The 19,535-nt window shown below is 41.6% G+C and carries 18 protein-coding genes and 1 tRNA gene; 6 read left to right on the plus strand and 13 right to left on the minus strand.

The features are described from left to right. Positions 1 to 251 precede the first annotated feature (251 nt). Positions 252 to 333 (minus strand) — tRNA-Leu (locus tag OU683_RS03130). Positions 334 to 552: 219 nt separating this feature from the next. Here OU683_RS03130 and OU683_RS03135 point away from each other — a divergent pair. From OU683_RS03135 to OU683_RS03145, 3 genes are all read left to right on the plus strand, one after another. Continuing rightward, complete coding sequence (locus OU683_RS03135) at positions 553 to 1,950, plus strand: dipeptidase (protein ID WP_268135059.1); 1,398 nt, start codon at positions 553 to 555, stop codon at positions 1,948 to 1,950. A gap of 330 nt (positions 1,951 to 2,280) precedes the next feature. After that, a complete protein-coding gene (locus OU683_RS03140; protein ID WP_268135061.1) occupies positions 2,281 to 2,646 on the plus strand; it encodes a BlaI/MecI/CopY family transcriptional regulator in 366 nt (121 codons plus the stop codon). 2 nt (positions 2,647 to 2,648) lie between these two features. Then, a complete protein-coding gene (locus OU683_RS03145; RefSeq protein WP_268135063.1) occupies positions 2,649 to 4,076 on the plus strand; it encodes a M56 family metallopeptidase in 1,428 nt (475 codons plus the stop codon). Between the two features lie 222 nt (positions 4,077 to 4,298). Here OU683_RS03145 and OU683_RS03150 read toward each other — a convergent pair whose 3' ends face one another. The 10 genes from OU683_RS03150 to ruvC form a co-directional block, all read right to left on the minus strand. Beyond that, on the minus strand, positions 4,299 to 4,874 hold the full coding sequence (locus OU683_RS03150; RefSeq protein WP_268135065.1) for a PhnA domain-containing protein: 576 nt from the start codon (positions 4,872 to 4,874) through the stop codon (positions 4,299 to 4,301). A 351-nt stretch (positions 4,875 to 5,225) separates the two neighbouring features. Next, on the minus strand, positions 5,226 to 6,938 hold the full coding sequence (locus OU683_RS03155) for a DUF885 domain-containing protein (RefSeq protein WP_268135067.1): 1,713 nt from the start codon (positions 6,936 to 6,938) through the stop codon (positions 5,226 to 5,228). A 55-nt stretch (positions 6,939 to 6,993) separates the two neighbouring features. Beyond that, complete coding sequence (locus OU683_RS03160) at positions 6,994 to 7,995, minus strand: metal-dependent hydrolase (protein ID WP_268135069.1); 1,002 nt, start codon at positions 7,993 to 7,995, stop codon at positions 6,994 to 6,996. Positions 7,996 to 8,168: 173 nt separating this feature from the next. Then, a complete protein-coding gene (locus OU683_RS03165; RefSeq protein ID WP_268135071.1) occupies positions 8,169 to 9,941 on the minus strand; it encodes a MutS-related protein in 1,773 nt (590 codons plus the stop codon). A 6-nt stretch (positions 9,942 to 9,947) separates the two neighbouring features. After that, the gene (locus OU683_RS03170; RefSeq protein ID WP_268135073.1) at positions 9,948 to 10,304 is read right to left on the minus strand and encodes an MmcQ/YjbR family DNA-binding protein; all 357 of its coding nucleotides are present in this window, start codon (positions 10,302 to 10,304) and stop codon (positions 9,948 to 9,950) included. An 18-nt stretch (positions 10,305 to 10,322) separates the two neighbouring features. Beyond that, entirely contained in the window at positions 10,323 to 10,712 is a 390-nt protein-coding gene (locus OU683_RS03175) for a DUF4260 domain-containing protein (protein WP_268135075.1), read from the minus strand. Further along, on the minus strand, positions 10,709 to 11,461 hold the full coding sequence (locus tag OU683_RS03180; RefSeq protein ID WP_268135077.1) for a cyclase family protein: 753 nt from the start codon (positions 11,459 to 11,461) through the stop codon (positions 10,709 to 10,711). The genes OU683_RS03175 and OU683_RS03180 overlap by 4 nt, the downstream gene beginning before the upstream one ends. Before the next feature lie 396 nt (positions 11,462 to 11,857). Then, the gene (locus OU683_RS03185) at positions 11,858 to 12,148 is read right to left on the minus strand and encodes a GIY-YIG nuclease family protein (protein ID WP_268135079.1); all 291 of its coding nucleotides are present in this window, start codon (positions 12,146 to 12,148) and stop codon (positions 11,858 to 11,860) included. A gap of 149 nt (positions 12,149 to 12,297) precedes the next feature. Continuing rightward, on the minus strand, positions 12,298 to 13,425 hold the full coding sequence (gene hemW / locus OU683_RS03190) for a radical SAM family heme chaperone HemW (RefSeq protein WP_268135081.1): 1,128 nt from the start codon (positions 13,423 to 13,425) through the stop codon (positions 12,298 to 12,300). 81 nt (positions 13,426 to 13,506) lie between these two features. Next, the gene (ruvC, locus tag OU683_RS03195; protein WP_268135083.1) at positions 13,507 to 14,058 is read right to left on the minus strand and encodes a crossover junction endodeoxyribonuclease RuvC; all 552 of its coding nucleotides are present in this window, start codon (positions 14,056 to 14,058) and stop codon (positions 13,507 to 13,509) included. A gap of 76 nt (positions 14,059 to 14,134) precedes the next feature. Between ruvC and OU683_RS03200 the strand changes: the two genes are divergently transcribed. From OU683_RS03200 to OU683_RS03210, 3 genes are read left to right on the plus strand one after another with little or no spacing between them, the layout of a single operon-like run. Next, the gene (locus OU683_RS03200) at positions 14,135 to 15,103 is read left to right on the plus strand and encodes a hypothetical protein (RefSeq protein WP_268135085.1); all 969 of its coding nucleotides are present in this window, start codon (positions 14,135 to 14,137) and stop codon (positions 15,101 to 15,103) included. Between the two features lie 41 nt (positions 15,104 to 15,144). Then, the gene (locus tag OU683_RS03205; RefSeq protein WP_268135087.1) at positions 15,145 to 16,233 is read left to right on the plus strand and encodes a glycosyltransferase family 2 protein; all 1,089 of its coding nucleotides are present in this window, start codon (positions 15,145 to 15,147) and stop codon (positions 16,231 to 16,233) included. Between the two features lie 48 nt (positions 16,234 to 16,281). After that, positions 16,282 to 17,154: a hypothetical protein gene (locus OU683_RS03210; RefSeq protein ID WP_268135089.1), complete on the plus strand. Its 873-nt coding sequence runs from the start codon at positions 16,282 to 16,284 to the stop codon at positions 17,152 to 17,154. Between the two features lie 178 nt (positions 17,155 to 17,332). On the opposite strand, the gene OU683_RS03215 is transcribed toward OU683_RS03210, so the two are convergent. Beyond that, on the minus strand, positions 17,333 to 17,812 hold the full coding sequence (locus OU683_RS03215) for a hypothetical protein (RefSeq protein ID WP_268135091.1): 480 nt from the start codon (positions 17,810 to 17,812) through the stop codon (positions 17,333 to 17,335). 351 nt (positions 17,813 to 18,163) lie between these two features. Further along, positions 18,164 to 19,534: a M56 family metallopeptidase gene (locus OU683_RS03220; protein ID WP_268135093.1), complete on the minus strand. Its 1,371-nt coding sequence runs from the start codon at positions 19,532 to 19,534 to the stop codon at positions 18,164 to 18,166. Position 19,535 lies beyond the last annotated feature (1 nt).

A 19,535-nucleotide genomic window follows, 5' to 3' on the forward strand; every position in this document is an offset into this window, starting at 1 on the left:
TCTGAGAGGCTTTCTGTGCGGGCGAAAGGACTTCCCTCGACTGCGCTCGGGATAAACTTCTCGCCCTTTCGCCCGAAAAATCTTTTGAAAATAACTGAAAATAAAAAAGCCTCTCATTTCTGAGAGGCTTTCTGTGCGGGCGAAAGGACTTCCCTCGACTGCGCTCGGGATAAACTTCTCGCCCTTTCGCCCGAAGAATCTTTTGAAATAACTGAAAATAAAAAAGCCTCTCATTTCTGAGAGGCTTTCTGTGCGGGCGAAAGGACTCGAACCTTCACACCTTGCGGCACTAGATCCTAAGTCTAGCGTGTCTACCAATTCCACCACGCCCGCGTTGGTAATTTCAATATGTTTGCTTGTTGTAAGCGGATGCAAATATAAGTATAAGTTTGAATTTGCAAATAGGAAAAGGAAATTTTTTTCCTGTCAACAGCAAAAAAATTTCTTCTCAGATTTGAGATCCAAGATATGAGGATTGAAAGCTTCTCTCCGGTCTCACCCTCATTATCTAAAATCTATTTTTTACCTTTACTTATAACCAAAAGACACAACATGCAAGAAATAAAAGACTACGTTGAAAACAATAAGGAGCGCTTTATTGATGAGTTGATACAATTACTAAAAATTCCTTCTATAAGTGCCGATTCCAAGTATAAAAAGGATCTTTTAAATACTGCCGAAGCTGTTAAACAAAGCTTACTAGATGCCGGTTGCGATGTAGCAGAGCTGCATGAAACCCCGGGACACCCTGTAGTTTATGGAGAAAAGATCATCGACAAAAATCTTCCTACGGTCCTGGTCTATGGTCATTACGATGTTCAACCCCCAGATCCTGTGGAGCTATGGGAGAGCCCACCGTTTGAGCCGGTAATTAAGGAAACTAAAATCCATCCCGAAGGTGCCATTTTTGCCCGGGGAGCCTGTGACGATAAAGGCCAGATGTACATGCACGTCAAAGCACTGGAGTATATGACCAAAAACGATAAGCTTCCGTGCAATGTGAAGTTCATGATCGAAGGAGAAGAAGAAGTTGGAAGTGAAAACCTGGGCTGGTTCATTGAAAAGAACAGGGAAAAGCTGCAGAATGATGTAATTCTAATTAGCGATACCGGGATGATCGCTAAAGACACTCCTTCCATTACTACAGGATTACGGGGATTAAGTTATATGGAGGTCGCAGTCACCGGTCCTAACCGGGATCTTCACAGCGGACTTTACGGAGGCGCCGTGGCCAATCCTATAAATGTGCTGGCAAAGATGATCGCCTCCCTGCAGGATGAGAACAACCGCATCACCATTCCCGGATTCTATGATAAAGTACTTGAATACAGTGAAGAGGAGCGTACCAAAATGGCCGAAGCACCTTTTGACCTTAAGGAATATAAAGAAAAGCTAAATATTGATGATGTTCATGGCGAGGCAGGCTACTCCACGCTGGAACGTGCTTCTATCCGTCCAACTTTGGATGTAAACGGGATTTGGGGCGGATACACGGGCGAAGGTGCTAAAACTGTGTTGCCTTCAAAAGCGTATGCCAAAATCTCTATGAGACTGGTTTCAGATCAGGACTGGAAAGAGATCAGCGCTCTGTTCAAAGCGCATTTTGAAAAAATCGCACCAAAAAGTGTAAAAGTAGAGGTGAATACCCACCATGGTGGCCAGGCTTACGTAACTCCTATTGATACCCTGGAATATCAGGCTGCAAATGACGCTTATGCTGAAGCCTTCGGGAAAGATCCAATTCCGCAGCACAGTGGAGGAAGCATTCCCATAGTTGCCCTTTTTGAGAAGGAATTAAAGAGCAAGACCATCCTGATGGGCTTCGGACTTGACACAGATGCCATTCACTCTCCAAATGAACACTTCGGAATATGGAATTATTTAAGGGGAATTGAAACTATTCCGCTTTTCTACAAGCATTTCACAAAGCTAAAACAAGCGGAAAAGTAGTGATCAGTGGTCGGTGATCAATGATCAGTTTTTATAAAAACTAAATTCAAACCTAACAGGTCTCAGAGACCTGTTAGGTTTTTTTATTAAAGTTTTTCTACTATTCCTAATAAACCCTGTCAGCGGCTTGATGCACCGACAGGGTTTCTATTTTTTTTCATACCTCACCTGCAAGATCTTATTTAAGCCTTCAGAGCTTTATGTTACAGCCTGATAAACATTAGACTAGGAAAATATCGCAGATCATTCTTCGAAAATTTCACCTTCTATGTTTGTAGAATTAAATATTTATTCTACATTTGTAGATATACATCTAAAGTTGTAGAACAAATGCAGTTATCAAAGGCTGAAGAACAACTCATGCAGATCCTCTGGAAACAGGACAAAGCTTTTATGAAGGATCTCATTGAAGCTTATCCTCATCCAAAACCGGCACAGACCACAGTCGCCACCCTCCTCAAGCGAATGCAGGATAAAAATTTTGTAGATTACAAGCAATATGGCAGGTCCAGAGAGTATTTTCCTTTGGTAAGGAAGAAAGACTACTTTTCCAAACAAGTCAACGGGATGATCAAGAATTTCTTCAACAATTCTGCTTCACAATTTGCCTCATTCTTCACCCAGGAGACCGATCTTACCAAGAAAGAACTTGAGGAATTACGAAGCCTTATTGACCGGGAAATTAAAAACAAATAGTCATGGAAATCTATTTTTTAAAAGCTGTCGCCTGCCTCTCAATATTGCTTCTGTTCTACAAGCTATTATTGGAAAAGGAAAACATGCACAATTTTAAGAGATTTTTCCTTCTTATGGTACCAGTTATTTCCTTTGGAATTCCGGCCATTAGCTTTCCCGAATATGTAATAATTTCTTCGAGAGGTACGGCCTCCCTTAGCGAAGTCTCCATTTCTACAGCAGCAGCCAATTTCCCACTTTTTGAAATACTGCTTAGCAGTTTCTATATAATGGGTCTCATTTTCTTCGGAAGCAGATTCCTTATAAATCTGAACTCTCTTCTGAAAAGGGCAAGAAACAATCCAAAAGTTGAAACTTTAGAGGCCACTCATGTCCTTCTAAAAGATGATATAAGTCCGCACACTTTCTGGAGCTATATCTATCTCAACCGGAACAAATTCGAGAACGATCAAATTCCGCAGGAAGTAATGGATCACGAATTGGCCCATGTGAGGCAAAAACATACTGCCGATATTCTGTTCATGGAATTACTGCAGGTATTGCTATGGTTCCTCCCTCTGGTTTATCTGCTAAAAAAGGCTGTGAGGCTTAATCATGAATTTCTTGCCGATAGTGCAGCATTACAGAAAGCAGAGAATATAGGTCTTTATCAGGAAATCCTGCTTTCATTTTCATCGGGAGAGCAGAACAATCTTGTCAATTCAATCAATTATCAGTCAATCAAAAAACGATTTACAGTTATGAAAAAACAACCCTCTCAAAAAGCCATTTTGGTGCGGACAATTATTTTCCTGCCTCTCCTTGCTATTTTGCTCTACAGTTTTAGTAGCCGCGAAACAATAATGTTAGAAGAATATAAACCGAACGACGAATTATTTCAGGAAAAAGCCACGCCCGAAATGGTGACAGATTACAACAAGTGGGCGAAGCATAACAATGAAAATAAAAATGCCTTCGTGAAAGTTGAGGTTTGGAAAAGAATGAAATACATCTACAGTATCATGACTCCTGCACAAAAAAAAGAAGCTGAAGAATTCCCTGACCTTAATCCTAATTATATCATAACTATTGAGGAGGTTGAAAATCACTCCAAAAACAAAACTTCCAGAGAAAGGAATGGAGAAGTTCCGTCTCCACCTCCACCACCTCCCGCTCCACCCGTTTCCGAAGATGGGCAAATACCTCCTCCTCCACCACCTCCTGCACAAGAAATAAAAGATTTACCTGTTCCCCATCCACCCCCGCCATCTCCCGAGGAGGCCATTAAAAAATGGATGAACGAGGACGCTGAATTTTTCTATAACGGAAAGAAAGTTTCAGGAAAAGAAGCTCTAAAAGTAGTACAGGAAAATGATGGAAGGAATCTCAAGGTTAATGTGAAGGATGATGGTTCCAAAAAAACTGTAAGAATATCCGATAATAAGAAATAAAAAAAAGTAGACCTTACCGTCCCTATAGCTATTGGGACTGTAAGACAATAAAAAATAAAAAGCAGACCTCACAGGTTTTGGAAACCTATGAGGTCTTTTCTTATCAAGAACCTAAAGCTCTGTTTTCATCAACCTGAACTTGTATCAGGTTCCAGGAGAAATGAAAATTAAACATGTAAGAACCTGAAATAAATTCAGAAGGACGGGTAAAGGCTTTCCATCCTAAACTTTCTTTACAAACTTCGTAAGGATAACGATCTGTTGACCTTCCACCTTACCTTCGATCTGTTCGGGGTTGTCGTGAACCAGGGAGACTCTTCTTACCGAAGTTCCTCTTTTAGCCACAAGACTGGAGCCCCGCACCGGAAGATCTTTGATCAAAACAACAGTATCCCCTGCTTCGATAGTAACACCATTACTGTCTTTGTGTTCCACACCCCCGGAAGTTTCTCCGGTTGCCTGTCCCGCTTTGGCCCACGCCAGTTGATCCTCCTCCATGTACATCATGTCCAGTAGATCCTGCGGCCAGCCTTCACCTTTCAACCTGTTGAGCATTCTCCAAGCCATCACCTGTACTGCCGGCACAGAACTCCACATACTGTCATTCAGGCAACGCCAGTGTTTGGGATCTGTTTTCTCGGGCTCTTCTATCTGTTCTTTGCAGATACCGCAAATAAGAATGTGATTTTCAAGTCCATCTGGAGAATCTGGAACTGCGTATACTTGTAGATCATCTTTTGAACCGCAAAGTTCACACTGGGATCCGCTTCTTTGAAATAAATCTTGCTCTAGGCTCATGGAATAACGATTTGTGCAAAAGTAAACTTTAAAATGGTTTCACGGCATGGATCACAGATCCGCGCCAACTCTATTTCCAAATTACGATAGCGCGGATTTGCAATCCGTGCTGAGTACAACAAAATAATAATAACTCGTCACGGATCACAGATCCGCGCCAACCCTGTAGTTCGACTCAAGGATAGCGCGGATTTGTAATCCGTGCTGAGCATTCTAATAAATAAAATTGAAAATACAACAAAAGGCAACGTCACGGATCACAGATCCGCGCCAGCTCTGTTCCCAAATTTTGATAGCGTGAATTTTAGTCTTGGTTCTTGATTCTAGCAGCGCAGCGATCTCCTGTCTTAACTATTTTAAACTCCTCTCAATATAAGCCTCAACCATTTCCTCCATAATAGGTAAAGTAACAGTTCCCTGCTCCAGGATCACTTCATGAAATTCCCTGATATTAAAGTCAGTTTCCAAAGCGGCTTCAGCCTTTTTTCTCAGCTCCTTTATTTTCATTTCACCAATCTTATAAGAAACTGCCTGTCCCGGCCAGGAGATATAGCGGTCCACTTCTGTATTAATATTGTGCATGGAAAGGGCAGTGTTTGAACGAAGGAATTCCACCGCCTGTTCTCTGGTCCAGCCCATGGCGTGAATTCCTGTATCAACCACCAGTCGGCCGGCACGCCACTGCTCATAAGTGAGTTTCCCAAAACGCTCATAAGGAGTCCTGTAGATACCCATTTCTTCGGCTAGAGCTTCAGAATATAAACCCCAACCTTCTCCAAAAGCCGATAAATAGAAGTTCCTTCTGAATTTTGGAATACTATCTCCCAATTCCTTGTTCAGTGAGATTTGAAGGTGGTGACCCGGTACTGCTTCATGTGCGGTCAATGCCGGAAGCACGTATAGCGGCCGGTTCGGGAGGTTATAAGTGTTCACCCAATAATATCCCGGTTGCGTATCATCTCCCCCGCCAATATAACGCCCGGTGGTATATTTTGGTGCAATAGCATCGGGAACCGGGGCCACTCCATAAGGTCTTCTGGGGAGCGTTTTAAAGTAGGCGGGCAGCTGCGCGTCAATTCGTTTTGAAATATCCCTGGCTTCCTTTAACAGCTCTTCTCCTGTCTCCGCATAGAACCGTTTATCTGTCCGCAGAAAGTGAATAAAATCCTCAAAGCTGCCTTCAAATTCTACCTCTGCAATGATCTTCTTCATTTCGGCATTGATCCTGGCCACTTCTTCAAGACCCCTCTGGTGGATCTCTTCTGCGGAAAGATTTAATGTAGTATAATAATTCAGGCGGTTTTGATAAAATTCCCTGCCGCGAGGAGCTTCTGAAACTCCGATACTCTTCCTGGCTGCCGGAAGGTATTCCTCTTCAAAAAAGGCTTTTATACGCCTAAATTGTGGGATTACATTATTTGAAACAGCGATTTCTGCTGCCTTTAATACAGAATCCTTTTGCTGCCGACTCAATATTGGCGGAAGGTTTAGAAATGGAGAATAATAATAGCTTTCTTTGGGATCATCAACGAGCTGGTCGTTGTAAGTTGATTCATAACCCTCGAATATTACAGCTGGCTGCAAAATACCTTTTTTGATCCCTTTTCTAAGCAACCCAAGATGTTGATCTACGTACGCAGGAATTGCATTTAGCTTATCCAGGTATTCTTTCACCTGTTTATAATTACTAAAATCCCTCACATGATAAGGTAAGCTCACATGAAATCCGGCATCTGATAACAGCGGATTTAAATACGCCTCATACTCATAAAAATCCACAGCTTCCTGAAGCTTATATCGTAAAAGTTCAGCAGAGATCTTTTCGGTTTCAGATAATTCCTCTCTATTGATCTTTCCCAGCTCTTTAAGCCGCTCTGCCGCAAATTCTGCTTCGTTTTTATAATATTCTTCAGTATACAGGCCCAGCGGATAAGCTTTTTGATCATAACCCTCGTGCTCATCCACCTTTTCGATAACCTGATCAAGGGCTTTGGAAGGATTTTGACTAAAGACCTGAAAATTTAAAAAGACAAAAAGTATGAGGCTCCAAAAAGGGTATTTCATAATCAAATTTTTTAGAAGATTAAATACAACCTATTGCATTTGCAGTTACTTAAATTTAATTACCCTTGATCCTTTCCCAAAGATCAAGAAGGATCTGTTTTCCATCGTCGGGACTTTTTGGTTCTTCTTCGGCCCTTATAGTCCCTTCCTCCGGAATTAGCTTATAGCTAAAGGCGAAGTTCGAATCTTCGTCTGAAGGATTCAGCTTTCCGAAACGCAGGTCATTAAAATATAAAAATCCGTCCTTTTCTGAAATGGTGTACCAGCCTTTTGAGATTTCAATTAAACGTTGCACATTTTTATCCTTTTTGAGACTCCCAAGATAATGCCAGTTCTTTGGCACCGCCTCAAACCTTATCATCTCCTCATCAAAAAAAGAATAATAGCCAATGAGAAAATCGTTCTCTGCTTCGGCATTGGCTGCCCATAAAATGGTATTAAGAGGCGTGGGACGTGTATCAAGCCGGGAATAAAACATTCCCTGCTGCTCCAGGCTTTCTTTAAACTGTTGATGAGCCGTGAATTTCAAAACCAGGGTAAGCATTAAATAACCCGTACTTACTATTAAACCAAGACGATTGAATTTTGCCCTTTTTGGATCCTCTTTTTTCCTGCGCATGGCCAGAATGAGAAAAGTAAGAAAGGGAAGGGTGTATAAAGGGTCAATTACAAAGATGCTTTTAAATGCAAGCCTTATGTCCAGCGGCCAGAATAGCTGCGTTCCCCAGGTCGTGAATGAATCGAGTATAGGGTGTGTGAACAGTCCCCAGAACATAAGCCATGACCAGTCCTTCCAGCCTAAGCCGCTCTTCCTTTCGATCCTGGAGATAAGGTAACCAAAAACAGGCGATGCCAGTACTGCAAAAACTATGGAATGTGAAAATCCTCTATGGACCTCGATCGCAGTAATAGTGTCTGTAAAATTTCCTGCAAGTGCATCGAGATCGGGGATGGTACCGGCAATGGCTCCATACAACATCGCTTTATTCCCCACTTTACGTCCAAGAACTGCTTCGCCTACTGCCGTACCGAGTACTATTTGAGTTAAACTATCCATCTTTTAATTCAAGGTTCAAAATTCAAGGTTCAAGATTATTCCAGAGGTCTCGATTTCGCTCGACCTGACAAAATTAGGCGGCACGGATTGCAAATCCGCGCAAAACTTTTGAGACCTCTCGACTCCGCTCGAGGTGACAACCACTTCTAATTTCGCAATTCTAAAATCTAACTTCAGTCAACAATTTCCATCTTTTTCAGCAGGAAAGAAGCATTCATATTTTGGCAAACTCCTTCCTTAAAGCGGTAGTCGAAATTAAGTTCGTCGTTGATGATCTCGGCATCAAAATAGTAGTTTTTTACCTGCGGCAGCTCTTCTGTCACTTCACAAAGGCTAAGGTCATGAGTAGCGATAATTCCCGTGGAATTGGAGCGAACAAGCTTTTCTATAAATTTTCGGGACCCGATTGCCTTATCGGTGCTGTTAGTTCCCTTAAGGATCTCGTCGAGAATAATAAAATATTTATCGGTTTTGATCTCGTCCACTACAAACTTGAGCCGCTTTAATTCAGAAAAGAAATAGGATTCATCATCTGTAAGCGAGTCTGTTGTGCGCATACTGGTGATAAGCTTTATAGGTGTGTAATGACAGGAAGTGGCACAAACCGGAAGACCGACATTTCCCATAAGGATCTGCAAACTTACAGTTCTCAAAAAGGTGCTTTTCCCGGCCATGTTCGCACCGGTGATGATAAAAAATTGCTCTTTTTCTATAGAAAAGTTATTGGCAATCCGCTTTTCGGGATCCAATAAAGGGTGTGCGAGTTGAGTGGCATCAGAAATATGGGAGTCGTGATGCAGTTCGGGAAAAACATAAACGGGATGATTGAAGGCAAAATTCCCAAGGGAATTATAGGCATCCAGAAATTCTATCGCGCGGAACCATTTTTGGACCACCTGTCCATGTTCCTGGATCCACTTTTCCAGTTTCCAGGAATAACGCAGGTCCCACAGCAAAAAACCATTCCCAAGAACTCCAAAGATCATGTTGTTGCGTTGGTCCAAAGAATCTATAGCTTTGGAAAATTTCTTAAGGATGGCAGAAGCCTTCTGTTTTTCGGAAGCTATCTCATCCTTGTTCTTCCGTAGCAATTCAGATTCAAAAGTGGTGTTTTCAATAAGGCCGAGCAATTGGTAATACTGGTGAAAAGTATCCTGCACCTTGCTTACACTGGAAGAGAGCAGGTTAATGCGCTTTAGGAAAAATCCTGTGATGAGCAGGCCTGCAAAAAACCATAACGCCAGTTCAATTCCCCCAATCAAATCAAGAAAATAAGCAGCTATGACAACCCCCGAAATGGTAGAGAAAAGTAAAGGAAGCCACTTCATAAAGCCGGGAACAAAACCTTTGTAGTTGTTAAGCCAGCCCGTTATTACAGCTGTTCTGGATTCAGTTTTTACAAGCGTAGCCAGGGCAGAGAAATTCTGTCGCCAGTCGGCTTTTTCAGCCAGCTCTTTTACAGCATCCTGCTTCAGGTTGATATTATCAATATCATTTGAAAGCAGCAACTGTGCGAGCTTATCATTTCCTTCCAGCAGCGTTGTACGGTTCAAATACTGAAAAAAAGAACCTTTCCCGAAAAGATCGATATCCTGACTGTATGGATGTAATGGATCGGCGAACTCAGTTCCTGTGGGTAATTGATGAAAATTCCTCTTAAGGACCTCCAGTTCGGTCTCATTGATCCTTATTAACTCCCGGAATTTATCCCGCTCGTACCGCAGATCGGAATGCCTGGAAACAAGTAGTATGAAGATCGCGATCCCAACAAGAATGGAAGCAATAACAGCAGTAGAATTTCCCCAAAAGGCGTAAACAGCATAGGCCACCGCCAAAAAAATAAGGAGTCGCAATAAACTGGATAAACCCAGTTTGCGGGAAGCAGCATGAAGCTGAGTACGATATTTCTCTATCTGGGCATTATAAAAAATTGCGGGATCCTGCATCTAAATCTATAAATTTTGTAATTCCTGCTGAAGTTTCTTTGAAAGACCGGAGACCACCAGCGAGTAAGAATGATCAATAAGTTCTTTGACTAATTTTGGCGGAAGGCTCTCTGTTTGTAAGCTATTCCAATGTTTTTTACTCATGTGATAGGCGCCTTCAATATGATCTGGATATTCATCCCTAAGTGAGAGCGCTTTTTCGGGATCACATTTAAGACTTACCCGAAAAGGAATCGTCTCCAGGGCTGCCAGTGCAAACATTTTCCCCGCCACTTTGAATACCAGAGCATCGGGACCAAAAGGCAACTCTTCGGTCACGCCCCGTTTAGCTAAACAATAAGTTCTAACGGCCTCAATATCCATAGCCCAAAGATAAGAACTTCAGGACAGTTGAGGACCCTGTTCCTTCTTTGTCATTTTCTCTTTTCCAATTTCCCCCAGGTGGGTATATTTAAAGCCTTTTTTGTACTTAAGTCCGTAGCCCAGCATTCTGTCAAAAGCAGCGTGGGAGAACAAAATGACACCAGCCAACTGCAACACCGGAATAAGAAAAAAGGCACCCGCGAGAAAGATAAGAATAGCCAATCCCCTGTGATGAAAAAGATTGTATAAAACTGCTCCGGCTTTATTCCCAAAGGCATAACCAATCATCCCGAGATCTGGTCCCAGGAACAACACCAAAAACCACCACCATTCGTAATGCAGAAATCCAAAGACATAGATTCCCAGAAGGAGCATTGTAAGCTCTTCAAGTTTTAAAGTTGTTTTCATTTTAATTCAGGTTTATAAAGTACAGGTTTGGAAGGCGCAGCATCATTTTCAAAAGATGCGGGTTGGAGGTTGAGGAAATAGAATCCGTCCTCAATTCTTGAAGGAGCGTAAACAAGTTCTGTTATAGTCGCATTAAGTCGGACATTTTTTGGATAATTCCAAAAAGCTTTATGCGCCAGCAGCTTTCCGCCGTCTTCTTCTCTGTCAACAGAAGGCAGATCGATCAATAAATGCTCCACGCCGCATTCCCGGATGTAAATTGCCGCTTCTTCCTGCAAGTAAGGCCAGTTGGAATGGGAATAGTGTTTGCTGCGCTTGGCAATGCTGTTAGGAAGCGTACGAATGATAAGCGCCTGGGCTTCCTCTTTACTAAAATGTGCTTTTATTTGCTCTTTAGTGATCACCTCATCCCCGTTAATCTTAACAGGCTCCACTGAGATCAGTTTAGCGGCAAAAAAGAAGGTTTTGAGACTTTCGTTGATGCTGTGGAACTCGGGGGTGATATGCCCCACGCATTCGGTGTGGGTAGTATGCCCGTGCGGATTGAAATAGATATTATTGAAGTTGACAGATCCACCTTTGCTCACTTTCCCAATCCAGTTTCCTTCCTGTACAGGTGCAATTCTTGGTGCTTTAAGATACCAGGCAACGGGATTTTTGTCGTCTCCCCGTAAACTCAGGGAAATATCCAGGGGTTTGGAGAGGTCAATTTGGTATTGTTGCTGATTGTATATTATTAGGGCCTGCATATTGAAATCCTATAGTTGAATCAAAGATAATGGGATTAATTTTTTGGTGATAGAAGAAGACCCTGAAAATAAATTCAGGGTGACGGATGTCTTTTCTGTCGTCATGCTAAACTCGTTTCAGCATCTCTTTCACATTCCAATTCAAATGGACCCTTAAATAAATTCAGGGTGACGGGTTCTTTGTACCACGTCATGCTGAACTCGTTTCAGCATCTCTTACCGACATTCCATTTCAAAAGGACCCTGAAATAAATTCAGGGTGACGGAGGCCTTTTCTGTCGTCATGCTGAACTCGTTTCAGCATCTCTTTCACATTCCAATTCAAATGGACCCTGAAATGAATTCAGGGTGACGGGTTCTTTGTACCACGTCATGCTGAACTCGTTTCAGCATCTCTTAAGGCCCGATCTGGTGAAAAAGATCTTCTAATTCTGGATTTAACTGCTTTATCAAGTTCCACTTCCATTCTTTATGCCAGTTCTTCAACTGCTTTTCTCTTGCTATTGCCTGATAAATTGCAGAAAACTCTTCAAAATAAACAAGAACTTTTAAGTTGTACTTTTTTGTAAAAATAGAACCTTTACGCGATTTGTGCTCAACTACTCGCTTATAAAGATCTGTAGTAACGCCAATGTATAGCATGGATCTCCTCTCATTCGAAAGGATGTAAACAAAGCTGTTTTTCATAACCAGATCATAGTTTACAAGGACCCTAAAACAAGTTCAGGGTGACGGGTTCATTGTACCACGTCATGCAAACTTGTTTCAGCATCTCTTACCAAGATTCCATTTCAAAAGGATCCTGAAAATAAATTCAGGGTGACAGATTAGTTACTTTACTCCTCCACCCAAAATAGCTCCGAGGCAATACCATCACTCAAAAATTTCCCTTTTTTGGAAACCTGCAACCTCTCCTGATCCCACTCCAGCATTCCGTCATCAACTAAAGCGGCAGCTTCCCGAAGCAGGTAATCTTTATATTTTTTCCCAAAGCTCCTTTCCACCTCATCTACTAAAATCCCCCACCTGGTTCGCAGGCGGGTCATTACGAGCTCATTGTACCTGTCGGTAATGGAAAGCTTCTCAACCTCTGCCGGGATTTCCCCTTTTTGAAGCGCCTTGATGTAGAGTGTATTATTACTAACATTCCATTTTCTGTGAAATCCATCAAAAGAATGTGCCGATGGCCCTATCCCCAAATAAGGTTTCCCAAACCAGTATGCGGTATTGTTCCGGGAAAAGTAGCCGGGCTTTCCAAAGTTGGAAAACTCATAATTATCAAAGCCGGCAGTTGCTAATTTGTCAATCATGATCTCATACTGCTCTTTTGCAGCCTCTTCCTCTACCGGCGCTATCTTCCCTTTTTCTATCATGCTTTTCAAGGCGGTACGCGGTTCAACGGTGAGAGCATAACTGGAAATATGTGGCACTCCAAGCTCAAGGGCAATATCAAGATTTTCCTTCCAGCGGTCGTTGCTCATCCCGGGGATACCGTAAATGAGATCAATGGAGATATTCTCAAAATGCTTTTTTGCCATTTTGATTGATTCCAAAGCTTCAGCTGAATTATGTGCACGGTTCATCAGCTTAAGGTCTTCTTCAAAAAAAGATTGCACTCCAATACTCAGCCGGTTCACAGGAGAAGCTGCCAGCATCTTCAGTTTTTCTTCAGTAAGATCATCGGGGTTAGCTTCCAAAGTTATTTCCGGATCTTTGGTGACTTTATAGTAGTCATGAATAACAGTGAAGATCTGCTGTAATTCTTCGGCAGAAAGTAACGACGGAGTCCCGCCTCCAAAGTAGATAGTCTCTACCTCATCTTTTATTTCATCCTTTCGCAGCTCCAGCTCTTTGCAGATCGCCTTCACCATCTCCGGCTTCTTCTTTACCGAAGTCGAAAAATGAAAGTCACAGTAGTGACAGGCTTGTTTACAAAAAGGTATGTGAATATAAATTCCAGCCATTGTTCAATTTGAAGATTCGAAAATTTGAAGATTTGAAGATGAAATGGAATTTTCTAATTCTCAAATCCTCTAATTTTCAAATTATTTTATTTTCCCCGGATTTTGCTTTACAAAAGCTGCCCAGCCCGAATAATTTTTCCCGATCTCCACTTTTCCGGAGTTATAGAAGTGGCAAACCGCAGCTGCGAGTCCGTCGGTGGCATCGAGGTTCTTGGGGAGGGATTTAAGTGATAGAAGGCTCTGTAGCATTCCCGCGACCTGTTCCTTGCTTGCATTTCCATTTCCGGTAATGGCCATTTTTATCTTTTTTGGAGAATATTCTGTTACCGGCACTTCCCTGCTCAATCCCGCTGCCATGGCAACTCCCTGTGCCCGCCCCAGCTTAAGCATGGATTGCACATTTTTTCCGAAGAAAGGGGCTTCAATAGCAATTTCATCGGGATGCCAGGTGTCAATAAGTTCTACTGTTCGTTCAAAGATGAGCTTCAGCTTGATATAAGGATCATCATACTTTTGCAGGTGCAGTTCGTTAAGTTGCAGGAAAGACATTTTGCGGTTCACAACCTTAATTAGCCCAAAGCCCATGATCGTGGTTCCGGGATCAATGCCTAAAATGATTTTTTCGGTATTCAAAAGCTTCGTAATATTGCAAGATCAAACCTGCCGGTGATGAAATGCCGGGAAATTCAACCGGTTCTTAAATAAATTTATGCGAATAACCTCGCACAAAGCTAATCAATTCTTCTCACTAGTAATCAAGATCCTGGTGGTCCTGGCAGCAGTATCATTTATTTGGTACAAAGTCACCAATGATGAGGCCATGGATTTTGACAGTTTTGTTGATATACTTAATGATTACAGGATCTTTTCCTTTACCAATATAATGGTTTTGATAATTCTCACCGTTCTCAACTGGTACTTTGAGATTCTCAAATGGCAAAATTTAAGCTCCCATGTGCGGGAGAATTCTTTTAAAGCTGCCATGCGCGAAAGTTTGGCTTCTTTCACTGCTGCTATTTTCACCCCCAGCCGTATTGGGGAGTACGGGGCCAAGTGCCTTTACTACACCCGCTCATCGTGGAGAAAGATCATTTTTCTCAACTTCCTTGGAAATACCGCTCAACTTTTCGCCACTTATTTCTTTGGGATTGCAGGACTCCTGTTTCTCATAACTTCACTGGATCATCTTGCTCTTCCCGTATTCAATATTATCCTGGTAACAGGTTTGTTATTTGCGCCATTTATTCTTTATGTGGTTATGAAGAAATTCAGGATTCGGATTAAAGGCTATTCTATTCAAAGACTGGAAGAATCTTTTCACAATGTTTCTGAAAAAATTCGCTGGAACACCCTCATTTTTGCCAGCATAAGATTCCTGATATTTACCCACCAGTTCTATTTCCTGCTGCTGCAATTCAAGGTTGATGTCTCTTATCCATTACTAATTTCGGCTGTATTCAGCACCTATATTCTGGCTTCCATCATTCCCACCATGATCATTTTTGATGCTTTCATCAAAGGTGGATTTGCGGTGTGGATCTTCGGATTATTGCAAGTGCCACAAATCATTGTGTTTACGATAGTTCTTACCGTGTGGATCCTAAATTTTGGCCTGCCCGGTCTTGCCGGAAGTTACTATATCCTTAGGTACAAAAAGTCCAAGCACGCTATAGCATGATCGCGGGAGCTGTAGTTATCACGCTACTTTATGTCCTAACCATGTTGTTTCTCCTTTACGGGTTTACTCATGTGCCAAATTTCTCCGGAAAAAATTCTGCTCCAAAAACCACTTTTTCAATAGTCATTGTCTACCGCAATGAATCTGAAAATCTTCAGCTGTTATTTAAATCTCTTCGGAAGTTGGAGTATCCCCCGGAGCTGTTTGAAATCCTTGCAGTCAATGATGCTTCCGAAGATAATTCAGCAGAATTATGGCAGGAATTCCTGAAGGAATATCCTCAACTCAACATTAGGTTACTGGAGAATATCCGGAAATCGGGCAGTCCCAAAAAAGATGGGCTTGAACTGGCGGTTTCGACTTCAGGAAATGATTATATCGTAACCACAGATGCCGATTGTGAGGTGCCACAGGACTGGCTAAAGGAATACAACTCCCTGATCTTAAAGACCAATGCAGCTGCCATTGCCGCCCCGGTCACTTTAAAGACTGAAGGGTCAAAAATGTCATTTTTGGACCACTTTCAGGAGCTGGATATTTTTAGTTTGCAGGCTGCCACCATTGGAGGATTTGGCGTAGACCTCCCATTTATGTGCAACGGCGCTAACTTTTGCTACTCAAAAGAGGCATTCTTGAAGGTGAATGGTTTCGAAGGAAATAGAGATGTGGCGAGTGGCGATGATGTTTTCCTGTTGGAGAAGTTCCAAAAATCTGGTTTAAAAACAGCATTTTTGAAATCCCGGGAAGCAGTGGTATTGACAGCCCCAACCGGCTCCTGGAGGGAACTTTTCTTCCAGCGAGTGAGATGGGCTTCAAAAACTACAGCCTATAAAAGTTTTTTCTCCAGGGGCCTGGGTATGCTTGTTTTCCTGATGAATCTACTAATTGTCACTTTTAGCATTCTCGTGTTTTTAGGTCTATTACAACCTTCACTGCTGCTCATTTGTTTCCTGCTCAAGTTCAATGTGGATTTCTATCTCATTTACAGCAGCGCAAAATTCTTTAGCAGGGAAAAGGCCATGAAAACCTATTTTCTAAGCAGCTTACTTTATCCCTTCTTTAGCAGTGCTGTTGCAATATTTTCTTTATTCTCTGGTTATAAATGGAAAGGCCGTAACTTTACAAAATAAGGCTCACCCGATTTTTTCTTATCTTTAAATTTATTGTTTTCCCTTAAAATGCAAAAAATAAAAGCCTTCTTATTCGGTTTGTTCTTTTGTCTTGCACTCCCCATGGCTGCGCAGGAAACCTATATTATCAATAAAGATACGCTGCAACTTAACAGGGAAGTAAAGGGACCTCTTAGCCTCTTTTGGGCAGAAGAAGATCATAACTACAGGTACTTTGTGCAAAAGGGCAATCGCATGGTAGAATTGCTCAACCCTAATGGGAACGGGCAATATAAAGAACAGCTTCTTGAATTAACTGCAGATGAGAAAATAAGGACGCAAGATGTTCTATTCGTACTTTACAGCCTGCGGCATTTTACCAACACCTATAATTCTATGGTCCAGGAGGATTATGTCAAGAATGAATCCACCAAAAACATCAAACAGAGAATTGCCTTTTTTGCGGGACTCTCAAATAATATTTACACCGATAATCCTGAAAATATTCTTGTACCGGTGGCAGGCCTGGAATATGAATTTTATGACCCTAATCTGGCGCCACGCCATTCTGCATTTCTTCAGTTGCGGCATAGCTTCAAAGGGAATGATTACCGCTACACCTCTACTCAGCTGTCTATCAATTACCGGTTCAAGGCGCTTTATTTAAAACATTTTGACATTCATGTAGACGCCCGGCTGGCAAGTTTGTTCTATTCAGAAGAGACCATAACAATTACAAATGATGCGGGGGAAGTAGTCGCCGTAAAGGATGACAGCGGCTTTACCTTTACTACACCCTTGAGTTTTGGAATAGGCAGCGATATTAAGGTCACCCCTAACAGTTTTATCACTGTGGGTTATAATGATATTTTTGCCATTGTTCTTGACAGTAACGGCAGGTTTCCTCTTGATTTTACCTTGGGATATAAGTACAATCTTTAGGTGTTGGCCGGGGCTGCGGCGGAAAGATTCAAGAGCCATAAACCAGGACTTTTTAATAAGTTTTCTTTATAGTTCCTGAAAAATCAAAGTTTTCGCAATTCAAATTTCTACAGTCTAACTTCTTGCAAACCTCCTGTGTACTGCTAAATTTTGCTAACCGGTCACTGACCACTGTGCACTACTCTGCCTTAATAACCACCGGCATTCTAAAGGTAGTTTTCACCGGAATACCACGTTTAGTGGCCGGATAGATCTTTGGCAGGGAATCAACACTTTGAGAAAGCCAGGTCCTAATCCCGGGCAGCTGGTCCAGCACCAGAGAGTCTATTTCCATGGAGTCTATGGCCGGCGTACCTTTTTCCGATATTTTTAAGTAGAGGTAAAGGGTATCATCCAAAGCTTCGGTCACAACGGGTTGTTTAGCTTCGAGCCTGGAATAGAAGTATTGTGCGACTTTATTGCCAAAACAGGCTTTTGCGGCTTCAACTTCCATAATATTCCGGCATTCTTCAAAAGCCGGATATTGATCTACTTCATGCCAGTTAAAATCACTAGTCTCTTCTGAAAGTATTTCTTCCGAAGATATCTTTCGCGTCTGAAACTCCTCACAGGAGACAAACAGAAAAGCCAACAGCAGTAAGAATAGAATTTTCTTCATTCGGGACAGAAACTTTTCAAAAATAGTGAATTTAAGGGGTTTGAGGAAAAGTTTTCTACCGTGGATATGACATAATTAAGTCATTATGATCTTAAACTAATTTAGGACAGCGCTAACGAAATTAATTAAAGATCTGTCATGGTCTTTCAAGAAATTAATTTTCTCCCTCTCGTTTTATTTCTCTTTCCCTCAAAGAATAAATTTTGATGCCAAAGACTTTCAGAAATCCACAAATTTTTCGAAATAATTTCCTAATGCCTAAGGGTTTTCGGCAATAGATAAAGCCGAAGGCTGAGCTTCGGCTTTGGTGGCTGAAAATAACATTAAATAAAATGAATTTTTATTTTAGTTTTAATTCTTATCTTCTTCATTCCCCTCTTCTTTAGGTTCAGGCTCGGCAATCTGGAAGGTAATAGGAAGAGAATAAAGTACCGCCACCTCTTTTCCTCCATGAATGGCCGGTTCCATATCTGGTAAATCGTTCACTACTCTTTCAGCCTCTGCACCCAGATCTGGATGTGGTGCTCTTGATCTTACCTCGATAACCTCTCCTTTTTTCGAAACCTTAAATTGAACGTAAATCCTGTGGATACCAGTTAATCCTAATTCTTTCCCCAAGCCTACATTGAAATTTTTATTGACATGCATATTAATGTTCCTGGTCATACATTCTTTTTGTTCCTCCATTGTTTTCAATTCTTCGCACCCCGGAAAAAGGGGAATCTGTTCAACCACGGCAAATGGAATGGGTAAGCTAGGATCAAGGTTCTTTTGTCCTTCTGTAACCACTACCGAAGAAGGAGTTGATGGTGGCTGCGGAGTTTCCGGGGCTGTAACTTCTTTATTCGGGGCTTGTGTCGAACTACAGGAAACATAAGTCAGCATTACTGCCATAAGTGGCAGAATGATTAAAAACTTGAATTTTGACGTCGATCTTGATTTGTTTTTTTGCAACATAACTATTCGTTTTTTGATGATTGAATGATTAAAAAATTGATTGACAAATGAAATATCTTCGGTATTAAAAGCTGAATTGAGGAGCTGCTGGAAATAATCCTGTTTTTTGACATTTTTGACTACCCCGGCATCAGCAATATATTCATGTATGGCTGAAATTTTTGATTGATAGATGTAGATAAGCGGATTGAACCAGAAAATGATCTTCAAAAATTCAAACAGTAAAAGATCCAGTGTATGGTTTTGTTCCACATGAACTAATTCGTGAGAAAGTATCTGTTCCCGCTCTTTTTCTGAAAGTTCGGCTCCCAGAAAGATGGTCTTGTAAAACGTACAGGCAATTTTTGATTGAGGCACCTCCACGATCTTTATGCCGTGGTTTTGCCGGACTGGTTTATGAGAAAAAAGCTGCTTTAAAACTCTGAACTTATTGAAGAAAATACCGAGGCTAAAAATAAATCCGCCGCTGTAGGCAAGTAGCCACCAATTGATGGTTTGTACAGCTTCAGGAGTTTCAGAATTTAAGGTTACAGGTGATTCACTGCTTGCACCTATTAATACTTCCGGCAGTATCACAAAATTTTCCGCAGGAATTGCAGCCTGCAGGAATGGTATCTTTAGCAATGGTAAAAGCATTGCCAGTACCGGAGTTATCAAAAGATAAGCACGATTATAATTGAAAAAGGTCTCTTTCTTTAGAAACAGCTCGAAACCTATTAAAAATAAGAGCTGAAAAGCGACAACCTGTATAAGGTAGTGTAACATA

The sequence above is a fragment of the Salinimicrobium sp. TH3 genome, assembly GCF_026676115.1.
Lineage (GTDB): Bacteria > Bacteroidota > Bacteroidia > Flavobacteriales > Flavobacteriaceae > Salinimicrobium.

Bases quoted from the DNA above. Each gene is read 5' to 3' on its own strand.
- OU683_RS03170 (WP_268135073.1), bottom strand. From the start codon at position 10,304: ATGGATATTGAGGCCGTTAGAACTTATTGTTTAGCTAAACGGGGCGTG.
- OU683_RS03160 (WP_268135069.1), bottom strand. From the start codon at position 7,995: ATGGATAGTTTAACTCAAATAGTACTCGGTACGGCAGTAGGCGAAGCA.
- OU683_RS03140 (WP_268135061.1), top strand. From the start codon at position 2,281: ATGCAGTTATCAAAGGCTGAAGAACAACTCATGCAGATCCTCTGGAAA.
- OU683_RS03155 (WP_268135067.1), bottom strand. From the start codon at position 6,938: ATGAAATACCCTTTTTGGAGCCTCATACTTTTTGTCTTTTTAAATTTT.
- OU683_RS03165 (WP_268135071.1), bottom strand. From the start codon at position 9,941: ATGCAGGATCCCGCAATTTTTTATAATGCCCAGATAGAGAAATATCGT.
- OU683_RS03185 (WP_268135079.1), bottom strand. From the start codon at position 12,148: ATGAAAAACAGCTTTGTTTACATCCTTTCGAATGAGAGGAGATCCATG.
- OU683_RS03200 (WP_268135085.1), top strand. From the start codon at position 14,135: ATGCGAATAACCTCGCACAAAGCTAATCAATTCTTCTCACTAGTAATC.
- OU683_RS03180 (WP_268135077.1), bottom strand. From the start codon at position 11,461: ATGCAGGCCCTAATAATATACAATCAGCAACAATACCAAATTGACCTC.
- OU683_RS03220 (WP_268135093.1), bottom strand. From the start codon at position 19,534: ATGTTACACTACCTTATACAGGTTGTCGCTTTTCAGCTCTTATTTTTA.
- hemW (WP_268135081.1), bottom strand. From the start codon at position 13,425: ATGGCTGGAATTTATATTCACATACCTTTTTGTAAACAAGCCTGTCAC.
- OU683_RS03210 (WP_268135089.1), top strand. From the start codon at position 16,282: ATGCAAAAAATAAAAGCCTTCTTATTCGGTTTGTTCTTTTGTCTTGCA.
- OU683_RS03215 (WP_268135091.1), bottom strand. From the start codon at position 17,812: ATGAAGAAAATTCTATTCTTACTGCTGTTGGCTTTTCTGTTTGTCTCC.
- OU683_RS03205 (WP_268135087.1), top strand. From the start codon at position 15,145: ATGTTGTTTCTCCTTTACGGGTTTACTCATGTGCCAAATTTCTCCGGA.
- OU683_RS03135 (WP_268135059.1), top strand. From the start codon at position 553: ATGCAAGAAATAAAAGACTACGTTGAAAACAATAAGGAGCGCTTTATT.
- OU683_RS03150 (WP_268135065.1), bottom strand. From the start codon at position 4,874: ATGAGCCTAGAGCAAGATTTATTTCAAAGAAGCGGATCCCAGTGTGAA.
- OU683_RS03145 (WP_268135063.1), top strand. From the start codon at position 2,649: ATGGAAATCTATTTTTTAAAAGCTGTCGCCTGCCTCTCAATATTGCTT.
- OU683_RS03175 (WP_268135075.1), bottom strand. From the start codon at position 10,712: ATGAAAACAACTTTAAAACTTGAAGAGCTTACAATGCTCCTTCTGGGA.